This is a genomic window from Mucilaginibacter endophyticus, assembly GCF_003351025.1.
Lineage (GTDB): Bacteria > Bacteroidota > Bacteroidia > Sphingobacteriales > Sphingobacteriaceae > Mucilaginibacter > Mucilaginibacter endophyticus.
Window position 1 is genome coordinate 247449 of record NZ_QPCG01000007.1, and the last position, 17126, is coordinate 264574.

Consider the following 17126-nt stretch of genomic DNA (forward strand, 5'->3'; position numbering starts at 1 on the left):
TACTTTACCGGAGCCACCCTTCACTTTTCAGAAATGCGATAAGCTGCGGATTTTCTGCAGAAAGTATGGGGAGCCAGAGGTCTGTTTCCTGTCGTTTCCAGAAAATACCCTCTGTATTTCCGGGATCGGCGAAACTATACCGGTAACGTACCGCCCGGATATAACGGGGCGGTTTGTTGGGAAAAGGATTTATTGCAAATAAACTTACAGCGCCGGGATCATTATGAAGCAGTTTCCAGGTTAGGTTATAGGTCCAGGGATATTGATCGGCCGATGACATGGCTGCAAACCACATTTGCCAGTCCAGTCGCAGTTGGTATGGAGCTATTTGAGGTGGTCGCTTATTTGGTAAAACCGGTAACCCTTTATAGATATAGGGTTTCCATCGCTCTTTATTTCCGATGGTATCATCGCTTGTGCCTTCAAAAACTACATTATACCGCTCTTGCCCCACCGAGCCAAATGCCCCGTAAGTATTGACCAGTTCAAGCGGATTGAAGGAAGTATTCATCACTTGGTTGGGAGAAAGCAGGTTGAGCATAGGCTGTATACTTAGTAAGGCAACAACACCGGCCACAACCCACGAAGCGGTAGTCATTGCTTTTGATTCGTGTGCACCGGCTATAGCGGCTTCAGCTTTTTTAACAAGCACGTTCGGAAGGATTTTTCTCCAAAAACTGTCGTCAAAACAAGCCAAAGCCGGGACGATAGTGAGCCAGTTTAAAAATGACAGGTTCCCGCTGACAGCAATAGCCAGTTGAAGCAAAATCATCACAATGCCTGCTATATGCCGAGCCAATTTTGGCCCGAAACTAAACCATGGAGCTATGAGCTCGGCTAACCAGTTAAACCATACGCCGATTTTTAAGAGCGTGCGCGGTAAAAAATGAAACCAGCGTGTGAATGGGCCGGGAATAGGCTGCGTTTCAAAATAGTAATAGAGTGCTGTTCCATTTCGCCATACCTGATCTCCGCGGTACTTAATAAGACCGGCACCCAACATGATCCTAAAAATGAGCCACCTGAAAAGTATGATAATGAGCAGGGGTGGTGGGTATTTGGGGAATGGCCGCATATCCCATATCGGACAGAGAAATATAGCCAGGAAACCGGTTTCGGCCAGTTGGATCTCCCAGCCGTACCCGTACCAGTCCTGCCCCGCGTGAACGAACGATAAATAAAGGACCCAAAGCACAGTAAGTAATGGCGCGTTGGCATAACCGGCAATTAGCACAATGGAAAGTAATAATCCGCTCCACGCGGCATATAACAAAACATCATCGGAATACGTAAACCAAAAAACAGAGGGTAAACGGATAAAACCCGCTCCAGTTGAGCCGAGAGCAGAACTGATATGGTTAAAGTAAAGCTTAACGGGTAATAATCCGTTTGAGCCAATTAGCGGAATAATCTGGTTAATGGCCACCAAAAAGGCTATAGCATAGATGACGCCGAGCAGCCGGAGTATCATAAAGCGGGTTAACCAGTAGGTGGAAGGCATTGGTTATTGATTAAAACATGTTACAAACTGTGGTAGCTTTTGAAATTAATATTTAGAAATTTTGAATATAGTTTTGTTTGTCCGGATCGACCTGGTTTTTGAAGCGCATTAGTAACGCTTTTAACTTAGGATTAACGATGTTTTGGCAAAAGGGTTTGGATGGATCTTTGTAATAATAGTCCAGGTAGTTTTCGCTATTGAGTTTGAAGGTTTGAAAGGGCAACGCTTTGGTGATAACGGGTTGTTCAAACTCGGTTTGCAACGCTTTAATAGCTGCTGTTGCCGCATTTAATTGTGCGTTATCAAAGGTGTAAACTGCTGATCTGTATTTGCCGCGCATGGTGTGTTCGGCTGTGCAGCTATGTGTGTGTAAATGAATAGCGACAAGCGTTTCGAGGTTTATCTGTTCCTGATTAAAATGTACGATGACGGCTTCAGAAGGCGTATTGTTGTCAGAATCAGATGCTATCCAGCCTTGATTAACGCTGCTAACACCTTTAAGTGAACGGAAGATTGCTTCTGTGCACCAATGACACGAACCGCCAAATCCAATTTTTTGCATAGCGTAAAATTAAGAATTCTGACACGGATGTTCGCTAATGCCAAACGATGTTGACGATGATCGGGCATTAAATAGTATTGTTACAGAGTTGTTTAGTTAGTTTACATATTGGTTTTATGAAAAAGAATAGTACCTGCCGTTGCCTTGTTACTTTATTTGCCGCATCAATTTTTATACTAATAGCACAACGCTCTTTTGCCCAGGCAAGTTTTACTTTTAAACTTGATGGCACAGCAAAAACCAGTGCAGGGGTATATACAAAAGATGGAACCCTGGTACGAACACTGTGGAGCGGAGTAACCTACAATGCCGGTACACAGCAATACAACTGGGATGGCCTTAATGACGATGGTGTTGCTGTAGCAAATGATGCCTATGTGGCTAAAGTATTATCGAACAACGTGCGATATAAATGGGAAGGTGTAATCGGCAATACATCAGATTTGTTTAGTGGCTCATCGGTACACCATGCTATTGAACGTATGTACGGTATGGCCATCAGCGGTAATAATGCCTATTTCGCGGTTGGGTACAATGAGCAAAATGGTAGCAGCTTCAGGTTTAATACAAGTACTCCTCAAAAAAAAATAACCATACTTGGTAAAGGATTGTCTGCAAAATATGTGGCTACGGATGGTGTAAACGTTTATTGGGCGGCCAACGATGCAGCCGTTGTTAACAACTGGATGGTGTTTGGCACAAAAGTGGCCGGAGATGCTGAAGTTAGTTTTACCAAAGGTAAAACTCAAGGTACAAAATACGGCCGAAGTTATAAAAGCGTTATAGATTTATTAAATAATGATAAATCTGAAATTTCAGGCCTGGCAGTTCAAAAACGTGGCAAGTACCTTTTTGTAGCGCATAAAAACTTGAACGAATTGCATGTGCTTGATAAAACAACAGGTGCCCTTGTGCAAAGGCAATCATTTAATAGCCCATTAGGTATTACAGCGGATGATGGCGGGCATATTTGGCTTATCTACTCAAAAAATAGCAAGCGGATAATCGAGAAATTCACTGTAGGGGCCGATGGGAAATTGGCTTCATTGCACATAGCGCCAACAGGATTACTTTATCCTATGGCATCCGCCGTGAGCCCGGATGGTAAAACCCTTGTTGTTGCAGATGGCGGAGATAGTCAGCAGTTAAAAGCATATAAGGCTGATAATGGTTCGTTATTGTGGACATATGGCACAGCCGGCGGGTACAAGACTGATCCAAACGTGCGTAATGAAAAGTTTTATTTCAATGAAGCCAAAGGCCCCGGCACTTTTATCGCCTTTCAGCCTGATGGCAGTTTCTGGGTAGAGGACGCCGGTAACTTGCGGGCACAACATTTTGCTGCCGACAGAAAGTTTATTGACCGTATCATGTACCTGCAAACATCTTATAGTTCTTTTGTTGATGGCAATGATCCCACGCGCGTGTTTTCTGATTATCTTGAATTTAAGGTAGATTATAGCAAGCCCCTGGCCCCCAATAACGGGTCATGGCAGTTGGTACGCAACTGGGGATATGGCATACCTTCGGAATATGATGATAAATACAACAGGCTTAGGGGAGTTGCTACGTTGAGCAACGGCAGAACATATGCCGTGCTGCAACAAAGGATTAGCTCGCTCATCAGCTGGAAAGTAGTTGAATTACCGAAAACCGGGCCATTAAGAATAACCGGAGTCAATTTTCCTAACGATAATACACAATTATATCCTGATGGCTCGTTGCGTAAGGTTTCTACATTTAGGGCGGGGGTACCAACAGTTTTTACCAAAAAAGAACTTGTAAAATTTACGGCCAATAATGATCCTGTTTGGGGCCCCGAAAGTATTATCGCCCAAACTCCACCTGCTTTGCCCGCAGACCCAGGTTTTCGTGGTGATAATACGTTATTAAGGTCTGGGGAAATTACATCATCCGGGATAGTAACAGTATTTGACGGTACCATTGCTGATAGCTGGCACTTGGGAGGAATAAAAGTTGGTGGAAATAAACTGCTTTGGCGAACAGCTATGAGCACAATAAAAGAGTATGCCGGTCCTTTTCCTGCTAACGGGGATTTTGATATTGGTAACCATACTAATAACGCAGGGTGTGTAGGGATTGTAAGTGGCCGCAGCGTTTTTTGGGGATATCACGGCGAATTTTGGAAAAACAGCCAGGTGAACAAATGGACACAAGTTTACGACAACGGGTTATTTGTAGGCCAGTTTGGCACAACCGGTCCTGAAACCGCTAACGTTGAAGCTGCAGCTGAGATGGCCGGCAACGGTTTTTCGGCCTCGGTGGTAAAATTGCCCAACGGCGATACCTATCTATACCATAATGATGAAAGCGTTCACGGAGGTGTGCACCGTTGGAAAATCGATGGCTTATCAACCATAAAAGAACAAATAATCCCGATTGATTTAACTGCTAAAGCTCTCGTCGCAGAAAAGCCTGTAACTTCATCGGCTATTCAATTGATGGAGAAGCTTCCGTTTAACAGTGTCCTTGAAAATAACAAGTATGGATGGACGAGGAAACCGACGCAGGATGATAATACAAGTAAGTATACGCAATGGTGGACTGTACATACCAATGTCAAAACCTACCGTAAAATCAATCCTGATATTTACATCGAATACAGCCAGCAAAATAAGCAGGCGATTTTGAACCGGGATTTTAATCAGCAATCTAATTTATCTTCCTGGACATTATCAGGCATTATTGATTTTACCCAAAGTTGTGTTAACGTTGGCCCCGGCTATAGTTTTGATGAAAAAAATGGCGTTTATCTCCAGTTGTTGGACAAGAGCCAGAAAGTAATGGCCAAGGTGTTTTTAATTTCGGCCTATTACCGTGGTGATGTAAGTTTAGTGGTAAACGGAACAGCTATTTACACATTTAAATATGATAGCTTAATGTCCCTGACAGACAATTGGCAACCAATTACCTTAAAAATGGCTAATGGTAAATTACAGGTTGCTTATGCCAATAACAAGTCATTTGAAATTAAAGGCCTGAATAATGCGGATATTAAAAGTCCGGCATCTATAAGGTTAGTTTGTTCGTCGCTAACTAAAAAAGGAAATTACAGTTTGGGCTTAGATGCCTGGAAGTTTGAAAAGAAATGGCCGTAACGGTTTTAAACCACAGTAATGAAATTTCTCTACTGTGGTCTTTCTTCATAACAGAAAGTTCTGTTTAAGGAATGTAAGGGCCGCGTATTGTCAATTGATCCCCGCTGTCATCTACTTCAAACAAATGCGGAATGCGTCGGTAGTGTCCATTAATGTCCTGGTGGCTATGTACTGCCATTAGTAGCTTACCTTGCAAAGTTTTGAACAACATGCCATGACCAAAGTTTGGCGGTGTTATTGGCTCTTTTTCCTGGATCCAGGGTCCATCTAATGTACCACTGGCGGAATAGGCCACGCCTTGCGTGTAAACGGCATATACCCAGCTTGTCCATATCATACCAAGGCGACCTGTTTGGGTAAGAAACAGGTATGGTCCGTCGGTTACTTTGTTTGGCTGCACATTTCCGCTTTCATCTTTTTCCCTGCTCCAGGGTGAATCGCTGGCCCGGAACAGCACTTTTCCGGTTCCTATTGATCCGCTCAGGTCTGGTTTTAATTCAATTTTTTCAATAGTGCCATTCCAGTTCTGTAACCACTCATAACAATATATCATGTAAGGTTTACCATCCTTATCAATCCAAAAGGTGCCGTCGAGGGTTGGTTTGTTGGCGGGGAGATAAGTAGCATCTTTCATGGGCACGTAAGGGCCGTCTGGTTTATCACTTACGAGGATGTGAGAGGCGCGGCGTTCTATCACGTTGCCTTTTACGGTATCGATTTTTACGTCGCGGTTGGTAAAAGTTGCGAAATAATAATACCTGCCTTTGTATTCATGCAATTCGGCAGCCCAGATCATTGGGTGCGGCCCCATCCATGATTGAGGGTCGGTCTTAGCAATTTGAAAAGGCCCATCCCACAATTTAAGGTCTTTGCTTTTCCAGAGCATACCGCCGGTGCCAGTCATATAGTACATGGCAGTTTTTTGATCTGCCAGGATAAAGGGATCACTTAGCTTGATGGAATCAAGCGGAATATTTTTCCTGGCAACGGTGGGCCGTTCCTGCGCGAGTGTTACGAAATGAGAAATTATTAAAAGATATAAAAGGAAAGCTTTTTTCATTTCAATGGTAGGTAAGAGGGATGATATAATGCCTGGCACGAATTACGGAACTTTTTAACTCACGCAAAGGGGACAAAATCATATTTTAGAGGGGGCTCTAATCATCTTGACCAAATTTGATGTGTTTGCCCAGTCAAATGATTGGATTGGTGTTATAATATAAAGCCTTCGCCCTTGTGCAGAAAACAGTTATTAAATTCTATTTTCGCAAAAATTACAAAGGATGAAAGAACAACTCTCAGATCTGCTTAATGCTTTAAAACAAGGTACTGCTACATTTAATGAAGTTATCGCGTTTATAGAAACTTATTATACACATCGGCCAACAGCATTTAAAAACGGCGAGGCTTATAACGAAGCCACGCAAAACCAGGGTAGCGCGAAGGTTTTTACTTTTGCTCAACTTAACGAATTAACTGCGGAAGATACCCTTTACTTATTTGCAGAACACTACAAGGCTGTATTAGCCACTCCAAACGCCACAGACCATCAGAACATTCGTCAGTTTATGGCTCATAGCTGGGCGGGGATTGTTTTTGAAGGAAACGCGTTGACCTTGAAATAATAACCGGTACTAATTTGTTACAATAGGAGTGATCATCTGCTCCTTGATTTAATAGTATGTTAACACTGATGGGCTACTTTTACCGGCGCATCAGTTGTTTTATGCTGCCCGATCTGAGCAGCGGTCCGGGATTTTTTGAGGACGAGGCAATTGAAAAACAATTTCTCATGAGAGCTCTACCGAATAAAATTTTTTGCCTGGTATTCCTGTTTCTTACCTGTAATAAATTAGTGCATGCCCAGGATCTCGCCACTCTTGAAAACAAAAGGGTAAAACTACCTAACGGATGGTCGTTGACGCCGGTTGGTAAAAGTCTGCCTTTGGGCGATCTACCTTTAAATATCGCCATAAGTAAAAGCCACCATTACGCGGCCGTTACCAATAACGGGCAGAGCGTGCAAACCATCCAATTACTGGATGCCCGCACAGATCGCGAACTTGACAAAGTATTGATCAGTAAAGCCTGGGGCGGCCTGGTGTTCAGTGCCGATGAGCAATCGCTTTATGCATCGGGAGGCGATAATAACTGGATTGTTCGCTATGCTATTAACAACGATAAACTGGTAGCCGCCGATACTATTAAACTGGGCGAAGCCTGGAGCAAAAAGCCAAACTCTGCTTCTATTTCGCCTACCGGCCTGGCGCTTGACGATAAGCGGGGTGTTTTATATGTGGTTACCAAGCTGGATAACAGCCTGTATCTTATCGACCTTAAAACAAAAAGTATTCGCCAGCAAATTAAACTGGGTACCGAAGCTTATACCTGCCTGCTGTCGCCAGATATGTCAAAGCTATATATCAGCCTTTGGGGAGGCGATAAGGTAGCCATATTTGATACCAAAGAAAATAAGTTGCTTGATCCTATAACAGTTGGTGACAATCCTAATGATCTGTGTGTATCCCGGAATGGAAAATACCTGTACGTAGCTAACGCCAATGACAATACCGTATCTGTAATTGATACGCGCAAGGCTAAAGTACTTGAAACTTTAAACACCGCGGTATCTCCTACACCATTAAGCGGAACTACCAGTAACTCTGTGGCGCTAAGCAAGGACGGCAAAACATTATACATTGCCAATGCCGATAATAATTGTCTTGCTGTATTTGATGTAACAAAGCCGGGTTCAAGCCAGTCGCTTGGTTTTGTGCCAACAGGCTGGTACCCAAGTGTTGTACGTGTTTTAGATGATAAGCTGTATGTGGCCAATGCCAAAGGTTTTTCATCATTGCCAAATCCGCACGGGCCAAATCCGGCCGCTAAAAACCAAACGGTTGTATTGCACGGCGGAGACCCATTTAGGCCAACACGTACCGAATACATAGGTGGCGGCTTATTGATGGGCACCCTGAGCATCATTCCAGCACCAACAGAAAAAGAGCTTTCTGTTTACTCGCAAGCCGTAGTTCATAATACACCTTACCATCGTGAGCAGGAAACAAGTACAGATGGCGAAGCCGGCAACCCCATACCGGCAAAAGTTGGAGCCGCATCACCTATCAAATATGTATTTTACATCATCCAGGAAAACCGGACGTATGACCAGGTATTATCTGACATGCCTAAAGGCAACGGCGATACAAGCCTGCTGTTATTCGGAAAGCGCGTAACGCCTAACCACCATGCCCTTGCCGAAAACTTTGTACTGCTGGATAATTTTTATGTAGATGGGGAGGTTAGTGCCGATGGGCATAACTGGAGCCTGGGTGCTTATGCTACCGACTATATGGAAAAAAACTGGCCAACCAGTTATGGAAACCGTGGTCCGGGTGCTGTTGGGCTTACTGCCAAAAATAAGTTGTACATCTGGGATCAGGCCAATCGCTTTAACGTAAGTTACCGCACTTATGGTGAGTTTATTAATGCCGATAACACACCGCAGATACCTGTGCTAAAAGATCATTTCACCAAAGCTTATCCAACCCGCGACCTGCGCGATCCTGACACCCTGCGTTACAGTGCCTGGGAACATGATTTTGATTCACTGATGCGCAATAACGCGGTGCCTCGTCTTAATACCGTACGTATGCTATCTGACCATACCGAAGGTACAACCGCCGGCAGACCTACACCTTTCGCCCACGTAGCCGATAACGACCTTGCCGTAGGTAAATTGGTAGAGCATATCAGCAAAAGCCCGATATGGGAAAACAGCGTGATCTTTATATTGGAAGATGATGCCCAGAACGGCCCCGACCACGTGGATGCGCACCGTTCACCTGCATATATTGCGGGCGGCTTTGTAAAACGCAATTTTGTAGATCACACCATGTACTCTACATCATCTGTGCTCCGCACCATTGAACTCATCCTCGGTTTGCCGCCTATGACGCAGTATGATGCCTCGGCTAACGCGATGTGGCGCTGTTTCGATAAAAAATCAGATGCCACGCCTTTTAAAAGCTTTCCTTCAAACATCAACCTTAATGAGCTTAACCCTAAAGGTACCAAGCTTGCTGCAATGGCAAAAGGACTTGATTTTACGGCCGTGGACCGTGTGCCCGATGAGATCATGAACACCATGATCTGGAAAGCCATTAAAGGAGAGTATGCGCCGGTACCTACACCGGTACGCGCTGCCTTTGTAAAAGCAGTTCAAAAAGCCGACGATGACGATTAAGCTTTATTAATAATGTTATAGCTGAACCTTATCAATTGTCATGGCCTTAAGTTCGGCCTCATTCAGCAGCTTGATACTCTTCCCATTTGTCGCGATCAGGCTGCTGTTCTGAAACTCGTTCATTACTTTGAATAACGTTTCATAGGCAACAGCTGCAAATGAGGAAAGGTCCTGCCGGGATAGTTCAATGTCGATGTAGCCATCTTCGGTAGTGCCGAATTGTTTTTTAAGGTTTAACAAAGCCAGTGCAATTCTTTCTTTAACGGGCATATGCACCAGGTTTCGCATCCTTTTTTCAGATTCCTGCAATTCGTTGGCGAATAGTTTCATCAGCGAGTAGGTGAGCTTCGGGTTAACGTTTAAGCTCGATTCGAAAAAGTCGAGGTCAACGGAGCAGATCACCGAGTTTTCAAGGGCAGTTGTAGTTACCGGGTATACGGGTTCGTTGCCGAGTCCCATATGACCGAGTATATCACCGGGTTTAGCAAACCGGATGATCAGTTCCTTTTCGGCATCCCAGCGTTTATGAGTTTTTATTTTACCGGAGTAAACAAAATAGATCCGTGTAACAGGTTCACCTTCAGTAAAAATGTGCTGCCCTTTTTTGACTTCGTAATTTTTTTTGTGCGAAGCTATCGCTATTGCCCAATCTTTAGAGCAATGGTTGCATAAGTAACAATTGCTTACATCACATTTACCTTTTATTTCCTTCATTCTCTCGTTTGGATAAATATCCGCAATAATAACCAAGTAACGCAGCACTTAAACAGCACCAAGGTTCAGTTCCAGTTCAATCCGCAGCGTGCAAAAATCTATAAAAAAAATCAAAAGACATTGTTTTGATGATTTTATATTGTTTATGCAATTGTAAATAACTAATTTTGCATTGTAAAATTAATAATTATATTGTTTAAGCAATATTTTAACTCTTAAAATCGATGCTCTGATTTTCTCATGAAAAAAAACATTCTTTCTAATGCCATTCCAATTGCTCCTCTGCTAAACGAAATAGGCGAAAACGAAAGCGATACCAAAGTAATTACTTATAAAAAAGCACGACTTATCAGGATTTCTGTATACGCTGTTGCGGTAGCTTTTTGCATCAGTCTTATTGCCAAGGTGCTTATCTCTCTGATAAACTTAGTAACCAATATCTCTTTCTATGGAAATCTTGATTTGCGGTTTCACAGTCCGGCCGGTAATCATTTAGGTTTATGGGTGATTATAATCCCGGCTATAGGTGGCATACTGGTAGGATTAATGGCCCTATACGGCTCAAAAGCGATAAGGGGGCATGGTATCCCCGAAGCCATGGAACAGATCCTGGTAAATGAAAGTAATATCAAACCTTCCATTACTTTTCTGAAGCCGATCTCATCTGCCATCGCAATAGGAACAGGTGGCCCTTTCGGCGCCGAAGGTCCGATCATAGCGACCGGTGGTGCTTTGGGTTCAACTTTAGGCCAGCTTTTCAAGATCACCTCTAATGAACGTAAAATTATCCTTGCTGCCGGTGCAACAGCAGGTATGTCTGCCATATTCGGTACGCCGATAGCCGCGGTTTTTTTAGCTATTGAACTATTACTTTTTGAGTTTTCGCCACGTGCTATATTGCCGGTTGCTTTAGCGTGCATAACCGGGGCGGCAGGGCACCATCTTTTATTTGAATCGGGCCCGGTATTTACCATGCCGGAGTTGGCCATTCCATCCAATACAGCCCTGGGGATTTACAGTTTCATGGGCATTGTGATTGGGTTTATTTCTATCGGTATCACTAAAATAGTTTATTTTATAGAAGATAGCTTTGAAAAGCTGCCTATACATTGGATGTGGTGGCCCGCTATCGGCGGTCTTGCTGTAGGTATTATAGGTTATTTTGCGCCACACACGCTTGGCGTAGGCTATGATAACATTACCGGTGTGCTTTCGGGCACGTGGTCTATCCGATTAATAGCCATGCTTTGCTTTTTTAAATTTTTATCATGGGCTATAGCATTGGGTAGTGGCACATCAGGTGGAACGCTGGCCCCGCTTTTAACCATTGGCGGCGCTGCCGGTGCGCTTATTGGTTCGGGGATACTGCTGGTTTTTCCGGATTCGGGTATTACGATACCGTTGGCGGCATTGATTGGTATGTCGGCTATGTTTGCGGGCGCGTCAAGGGCATACCTTACCAGTATAGTTTTTGCCCTGGAGGCCACAATGCAGTCACATGCATTACTTCCTTTGCTTGGCGCCTGTACAGCTGCCTACCTGGTATCTTTCTTTTTAATGGAGAATACCATCATGACAGAGAAAATAGCCAGGAGGGGAGTGTTTACACCCGATTCGTTTGAACCTGATGTTTTACAGAAAATGAGCGTAGGGCAGGTGATTAGCGAAGAAGGCATAGTTATTAATGATAAAAGCACTGTAAGCGAGGTACGCAAGTGGTTAGGTAATAACGTAACTGACGATAATTACCTGATCCTGGTTGATGACCAGGGCGCTTATGCCGGTACAATACAGATCACCGCTGTTTATCAGGATAAGTTATCGCCTGAAACTTTATTAAAGCAGATAGTTAAGCAACAGCCCACTTATTTCATTAGCACTAAAGATAGCTTGCGGAAAGCTTTGGAAACCATGTCAAAAACGGGGGCGGATGTATTGCCTATTTCATCCGCAGGAAGCAATCGCAGTTTGGTTGGGGTACTCTCTTATAAAAACATCGTAAAAGCTTACCAGATCCAGATGGATGCCGATGATAATACCCATGTGAAAATATCATTGAAAAGACAACGCATCAAAATGCCTGCAAAAGGGAAGGAATTGACTGACGTTAGCGACAAATAGAAATTTCGCCCAACTCGGCATACAATTGATTAAAAACAAAATTCATCATTACCATAATTTATCATCATGAGAAAGTTCAGTATCATATTAGCTATAATTGGCTTGGCTCTTTTTGTTGTTCCAAATTTCTTTTACCATAGTACTGTTAACGCTGTAGATAGCAGCGGTTCAATGGAGATCATCACTTACCCTGATGGTACCTGGACTAATAAATTGCCTGTCTTTTTTGGCGCGGCAATCGTTGGCATTGCCGGAGTATTTTATGTTGCCGGACAACCTGATAAGAAAAAGAATCCAGCGTTATAATAAAATCCCGATAGGGAAAATAATCCATGACCGGATTACCCGCACAAAAAAGGGAGGAAGTACAATAATACTATCCTCCCTTTTTTGTGTTTCAATAGAAATAATGTTAAAGAATAGCGCGGCTTGCACCTCCGTCTATTTGTATGGTTGTTCCGCTGATGTAAGCAGCAGGGGTAGATGAAAGAAAAGCTACCAAAGCCGCGAATTCTTCCGGCTTACCGATACGGCCAAGTGGGATACTTTTTGTTTTCTCTTTAATGGCTTCTTCAGGATCTACATCTTGGGGTAGCGTGTGCTTGATCCGGTCTGTAAGGATAAGGCCCGGCGCGATATTATTAACGCTGATACCGTAAGGACCCAATTCATCGGCCAGCATTTTTGCCATACCAACCACGCCCATGCGCATAGCGGTAGATAATACCGAGTTTGTCAACACCGATTTAACCGACCCACTAACGATATTAATAATGCGGCCGCTGCCGGTGGTTTTCATAAAGGGCAACACTAACCTTGATGTCCTGACGAAACTAAGCATGTTTTGTTCAAATGCCTGCTGCCATTGCATATCATCAAAGCCTTCAAATTTTCCAAATGGAGGTCCGCCGGCATTGTTGACTAAAATATCTATGTGGCCGTACAGGTTTCCGGCCTTATTGATGAAAGAGGTTAATTGTTCGCTGTTATTGACATCAACCTGCAGGCAAGCCACCTCATTTCCTGTTTGCTGCCGGATCTCTTCGGCTGCCGAATTCAGTTCGGCCAGGTTCCGCGAGCCTATAATGACTTTTGCGCCTTCGGCCGATAGAGCCAGTGCCGAAGCCTTTCCGAGGCCTTTGCTTGCCGCCAGTACTACGGCTACTTTTTGATCTAATCCCAGGTTCATAAGTAAATATTAAAAGGTAAATGAATTTTCAATGGCTCATCTGTCAGCGCATTGTGATTGCCCAGGCAAGTTATATCAAATTTGGAAATTAACGTTTCGTCACGTCCGGAAAAAATGCTATAAACTATTGTTTTTGATTCTTTAGACAAAAAAAGGATGCCAGAGCATTGAACTTCAGGAGATAGTTATAAAAAATACAATTATCGGAATAACGAACACAATCTCGCATAAGGCTGAAAACTTAGATTTGTTTCACTCAACAGACCTATTGAGTTCAATCACTTATAAACCTAAAATTATGCGATTATTAATCTTGTTCTTTTTTGTCACTGTTTTTTCTGCGGGCGCGCAAGCGCAGCAAGCGCCACTTCGTATCATGATGATCTTCGCTCACCCGGATGAGGGTGAGGTGTACACGGGTGGTACCGCTGCATTATATACGCAGATGGGGCACCAGGTAAAATTTATGTCGCTCACTAACGGGGATAAAGGCCATTGGGTGGAAAAGCCCGAAGTGTTGGCCAAGAGGCGTTACCAGGAGGCGATGAATTCCAAAAAGATCCTTAACCTGGCAGATTATGAAGTATTGAACTATCATGATCAGGGGTTAAAAAACACCCCGGAGTCGCGCGGAAAAGTGATCAAAAGCATTGAAGCATTTAAACCCGATGTTGTATTTACTTTTTACCCGGCACAGGGCGGTCATACCGATAACATGACAGCCGGGTACATTGTGCGTGATGCCGCGAAGGATCTGAAAATGGAGAAGATGCCTGTGTTCCTGTATATCCGTGATTTTCATACGCACAATTTTTCTTACATCCCTGATTTTGCTTTCAGTATTGATAAAGTTTGGGAAACCAAACTTGCCGCATGCGGTGCACATAAAACGCAGGTAGAAGAAGCTATTCCGCATGGTATGGGGATTTTGGATGAAGTAAGAAAAGATCCGGCAAAGCAAAAGCAGTTAATTTATAATAATACCTATGCATACAGCAAAGTGTTCCCGTCTTACATATACGCATTAGAAAAATGGAACGGAAAGAAAGCTATGCCTGAGGTAAAATATGCCGAGGGATTTGAAATAGCTGAATTTGGCAGACAGGTAACCGAAGAGGAACTGGTGAAACTCGTGCCCATGCTTAATACTTCTTTAGTTGTTCCCGCCACAAAGGATTGATCCGAAGCTGTAAGTTTTTGAGCATTTGTTTATATCGGCTTGTTTTTATAAATTTCACAATCGGCGTTATCCTTGGGATTTTGAATCCAGGTTACAGAGGACGAGCAAGCCGATACCCTTTAAAAATAGCAGCTGATTGTGAACAAGATTGCCAAACATGAAACAGAAGCCTGGGTGCCGGTTATTGGGCTGGACGGGTTTCGCGAAGGGCAAACTGCCGGGCGCGAAGAGTTGTTGTTCAACGAAATTCATGGGGAAAGGCACATCGAGAAGCCGCATAAGCATGACTTTTTTATCATCATGCTTTTTGATAAAGCTGAAGGTGTGCATACTATAGACTCGGTTGATTACACCATCAGTGATCGTCAGATCCACGTGCTTTTTCCAGGTCAAATGCACAAATGGTATATTGGCAGCAAAACCATAGCGTATCAACTAATGGTTGAGCGTCCATTCTTTGAGCATTTTGCGCCTTTCTTCAGGTTCTCGTTTATCAATTATCAGAACCATCCGGTTATCGATCTTACGGAAGATGCCTGCGATCAGTTACGTTATGAATTTGATGCCATCAAAAAAGAACTGAGGAGAGATAATTCGCTTGCTACCCTGATCACTGCCCGCGCCGGTACCATTGCAGCAATTGTGAGCAGAGAGGCCGAATATGCCTTTACAGAGTTTAAGGTATACCAGTCAAATCCAAGATTGGCTAAATTCAATATGCTGATAGATGAATTTTTTAAACAGCAGAAATTCGTGATGTTTTATGCTGAAAAACTCCATATATCCGCTAACTATCTTAATATTCTTTGTAAAAAACATTTGAAGATCTCGGCAACAGAACTTATTCATCAAAGGGTTTGCGTAGAAGCCAGGAGATTACTCCAAAGCGGAGATCTTTCTATCAAGGAAATAGGCTTTGAACTGGGCTTTACAGACAACGCCTATTTTTCCAATTTTTTTAAAAGCCAGACAGGTATGACGCCTACCGAATTTCGCGAGAAATTATAAATTTTACAAGTATTGGCAGGAATAGTTCACCGGCGATGGGCGGTTGGCCGCGTACTTTTGTGAAAGTTAAAGCGATTGCTTTTGCCGAAGAGCATGATAACCTGGAAGCCAAATGAACAGATCAACACTATCCCGTAAAGAATTTATCCGAAACTCAGCATGGGCACTCGCCGGTGCTACGCTTATTCCCGGAATGCTATTTGCAGATGAGCGGGAAGAAAGAAACGGATTGAACTCCCTGGAAGTAAACAACGCGGATAAAAGTTTTACACTTAAAAACGTGCGTTTGGAAACCGGTTTTGAGTACGACGGTGGTGATGTTGTGGCTACTAAAACCGGTATTTTTTCGGTAGAGATAGTAAACGGCAAGATCACAAAAGTCAGCACCGGTCAGCCCCGCGCTGATGCTATAGATGCAAAGGGAATGCTGATGTTGCCTTCCTTCAGGGATATGCACATTCATCTGGATAAAACTTATTATGGCGATAAGTGGCAGGCTGTTCGGAGAAGAACCGGAGGTGTAAAGGGAATGATAGCGCTGGAGCAGGAGATACTGCCCGAAATGCTGAAAAATTCGACTTATAAGGCCGAAAAATTGATCGAGCTACTGCAATCAAAAGGAACCTCTTTTGCACGGAGCCATGTTAATATAGAGCCTACTTCTAAACTGGATTCGCTCAGGCATTTACAAACGGCCCTGGATAATAAAAAGAAGGGCTTTGGCGCGGAGTTGGTGGCCTTTCCGCAGCACGGGGTGTTTTATACTGATACCGCTCCTTATTTGAAAGAAGCAGCCCAGGCGGGTGTTGATTTCATCGGGGGAGTAGATCCTTTTACCGTTGACGGCGCTATTGAAAAAACAATGGATTTTACAATTCAGCTGGCGCTGGATCATCATAAAGGAATTGACATCCACCTGCATGAAACAGGCGAATCGGGATTGAAAACCGTTGAATACCTGATTAACAAAGTGAACGAGAACCCGGTACTGAAAGGGAAAACGTACCTGAGCCATTGCTTTGTATTGGGGAAACTTGACCAGGCGAAGCAAGAGGAAATGGCGGAGAGGCTTGGAGCAGCGCAGATTGGGATCAATTCAACCATACCTTTCGGCGGCCTTATCATGCCCATTCCTATGTTGATGAAACACCAGGTAAAAGTAATGACAGGGAACGACAGCATTGTTGATCATTGGAACACCTTCGGCACCGGAAGTGTGCTGTACAAGGCAAATATGGCGGCGCAGCTATACGGACATAACACAGAGTTTGGCCTGTCCCGGATGCTGGGCCTTGCAACAGCAGGCCCCTTGCCATTAGATGATAGGGGGCAGCAGCAATGGCCTAAGGCTGGTGATGCTGCCGATTTCGTGCTCATTGATGCCAGTTGCTCAGCAGAAGCCGTGTCAAGGCTTTCCCCAGTAAAGTCCCTGATTTACCAGGGAAACATCGTTTTCTAAAACAGGGATTGCCAACGGAATAAGTGT

Annotated in this window: 13 protein-coding genes; 8 read left to right on the plus strand and 5 right to left on the minus strand. The window is 43.7% G+C overall.

Going from position 1 to position 17126, the window contains the following annotated elements; genetic code table 11:
• Positions 1-4: 4 nt before the first annotated feature.
• Both DUL71_RS25580 and DUL71_RS25585 read right to left on the minus strand, forming a co-directional pair.
• Positions 5-1501, minus strand: a complete 1497-nt coding sequence (locus tag DUL71_RS25580; RefSeq protein ID WP_114940706.1) for a lipase maturation factor family protein — start codon at positions 1499-1501, stop codon at positions 5-7.
• Between the two features lie 52 nt (positions 1502-1553).
• On the minus strand, positions 1554-2063 hold the full coding sequence (locus DUL71_RS25585) for a peptide-methionine (S)-S-oxide reductase (protein ID WP_114940707.1): 510 nt from the start codon (positions 2061-2063) through the stop codon (positions 1554-1556).
• Positions 2064-2179: 116 nt separating this feature from the next.
• Between DUL71_RS25585 and DUL71_RS25590 the strand changes: the two genes are divergently transcribed.
• Positions 2180-5182 (plus strand): outer membrane protein assembly factor BamB family protein, encoded by a 3003-nt coding sequence (locus DUL71_RS25590; RefSeq protein ID WP_114940708.1) that lies wholly within the window; start codon positions 2180-2182, stop codon positions 5180-5182.
• Positions 5183-5246: 64 nt separating this feature from the next.
• On the opposite strand, the gene DUL71_RS25595 is transcribed toward DUL71_RS25590, so the two are convergent.
• Positions 5247-6242, minus strand: coding sequence for a glycoside hydrolase family 43 protein (locus tag DUL71_RS25595; RefSeq protein ID WP_114940709.1), 996 nt, complete (start codon positions 6240-6242; stop codon positions 5247-5249).
• 223 nt (positions 6243-6465) lie between these two features.
• On the opposite strand from DUL71_RS25595, the gene DUL71_RS25600 reads away from it, so the two are divergent.
• Complete coding sequence (locus tag DUL71_RS25600) at positions 6466-6807, plus strand: HopJ type III effector protein (RefSeq protein ID WP_114940710.1); 342 nt, start codon at positions 6466-6468, stop codon at positions 6805-6807.
• 56 nt (positions 6808-6863) lie between these two features.
• On the plus strand, positions 6864-9428 hold the full coding sequence (locus DUL71_RS25605) for a bifunctional YncE family protein/alkaline phosphatase family protein (RefSeq protein ID WP_244228834.1): 2565 nt from the start codon (positions 6864-6866) through the stop codon (positions 9426-9428).
• Positions 9429-9443: 15 nt separating this feature from the next.
• On the opposite strand, the gene DUL71_RS25610 is transcribed toward DUL71_RS25605, so the two are convergent.
• Positions 9444-10142 (minus strand): Crp/Fnr family transcriptional regulator, encoded by a 699-nt coding sequence (locus DUL71_RS25610; protein WP_114940711.1) that lies wholly within the window; start codon positions 10140-10142, stop codon positions 9444-9446.
• A gap of 240 nt (positions 10143-10382) precedes the next feature.
• On the opposite strand from DUL71_RS25610, the gene DUL71_RS25615 reads away from it, so the two are divergent.
• Both DUL71_RS25615 and DUL71_RS25620 read left to right on the plus strand, forming a co-directional pair.
• Complete coding sequence (locus tag DUL71_RS25615; RefSeq protein ID WP_114940712.1) at positions 10383-12263, plus strand: chloride channel protein; 1881 nt, start codon at positions 10383-10385, stop codon at positions 12261-12263.
• 66 nt (positions 12264-12329) lie between these two features.
• Positions 12330-12569, plus strand: a complete 240-nt coding sequence (locus DUL71_RS25620) for a hypothetical protein (RefSeq protein WP_112565923.1) — start codon at positions 12330-12332, stop codon at positions 12567-12569.
• A 106-nt stretch (positions 12570-12675) separates the two neighbouring features.
• Here DUL71_RS25620 and DUL71_RS25625 read toward each other — a convergent pair whose 3' ends face one another.
• Positions 12676-13452, minus strand: coding sequence for an SDR family oxidoreductase (locus DUL71_RS25625; RefSeq protein WP_114940713.1), 777 nt, complete (start codon positions 13450-13452; stop codon positions 12676-12678).
• A gap of 298 nt (positions 13453-13750) precedes the next feature.
• On the opposite strand from DUL71_RS25625, the gene DUL71_RS25630 reads away from it, so the two are divergent.
• From DUL71_RS25630 to DUL71_RS25640, 3 genes are all read left to right on the plus strand, one after another.
• Complete coding sequence (locus DUL71_RS25630; protein WP_114940714.1) at positions 13751-14632, plus strand: PIG-L deacetylase family protein; 882 nt, start codon at positions 13751-13753, stop codon at positions 14630-14632.
• Positions 14633-14770: 138 nt separating this feature from the next.
• Entirely contained in the window at positions 14771-15640 is an 870-nt protein-coding gene (locus tag DUL71_RS25635; RefSeq protein WP_244228835.1) for a helix-turn-helix domain-containing protein, read from the plus strand.
• A 112-nt stretch (positions 15641-15752) separates the two neighbouring features.
• Positions 15753-17099, plus strand: a complete 1347-nt coding sequence (locus tag DUL71_RS25640) for an amidohydrolase (RefSeq protein WP_114940715.1) — start codon at positions 15753-15755, stop codon at positions 17097-17099.
• Positions 17100-17126 lie beyond the last annotated feature (27 nt).

Excerpts from the sequence above, each read along its gene's own strand:
- DUL71_RS25610 (WP_114940711.1), bottom strand. The coding sequence starts at position 10,142 with ATGAAGGAAATAAAAGGTAAATGTGATGTAAGCAATTGTTACTTATGC.
- DUL71_RS25600 (WP_114940710.1), top strand. The coding sequence starts at position 6,466 with ATGAAAGAACAACTCTCAGATCTGCTTAATGCTTTAAAACAAGGTACT.
- DUL71_RS25620 (WP_112565923.1), top strand. The coding sequence starts at position 12,330 with ATGAGAAAGTTCAGTATCATATTAGCTATAATTGGCTTGGCTCTTTTT.
- DUL71_RS25605 (WP_244228834.1), top strand. The coding sequence starts at position 6,864 with ATGTTAACACTGATGGGCTACTTTTACCGGCGCATCAGTTGTTTTATG.
- DUL71_RS25640 (WP_114940715.1), top strand. The coding sequence starts at position 15,753 with ATGAACAGATCAACACTATCCCGTAAAGAATTTATCCGAAACTCAGCA.
- DUL71_RS25615 (WP_114940712.1), top strand. The coding sequence starts at position 10,383 with ATGAAAAAAAACATTCTTTCTAATGCCATTCCAATTGCTCCTCTGCTA.
- DUL71_RS25625 (WP_114940713.1), bottom strand. The coding sequence starts at position 13,452 with ATGAACCTGGGATTAGATCAAAAAGTAGCCGTAGTACTGGCGGCAAGC.
- DUL71_RS25590 (WP_114940708.1), top strand. The coding sequence starts at position 2,180 with ATGAAAAAGAATAGTACCTGCCGTTGCCTTGTTACTTTATTTGCCGCA.
- DUL71_RS25595 (WP_114940709.1), bottom strand. The coding sequence starts at position 6,242 with ATGAAAAAAGCTTTCCTTTTATATCTTTTAATAATTTCTCATTTCGTA.
- DUL71_RS25580 (WP_114940706.1), bottom strand. The coding sequence starts at position 1,501 with ATGCCTTCCACCTACTGGTTAACCCGCTTTATGATACTCCGGCTGCTC.
- DUL71_RS25630 (WP_114940714.1), top strand. The coding sequence starts at position 13,751 with ATGCGATTATTAATCTTGTTCTTTTTTGTCACTGTTTTTTCTGCGGGC.
- DUL71_RS25585 (WP_114940707.1), bottom strand. The coding sequence starts at position 2,063 with ATGCAAAAAATTGGATTTGGCGGTTCGTGTCATTGGTGCACAGAAGCA.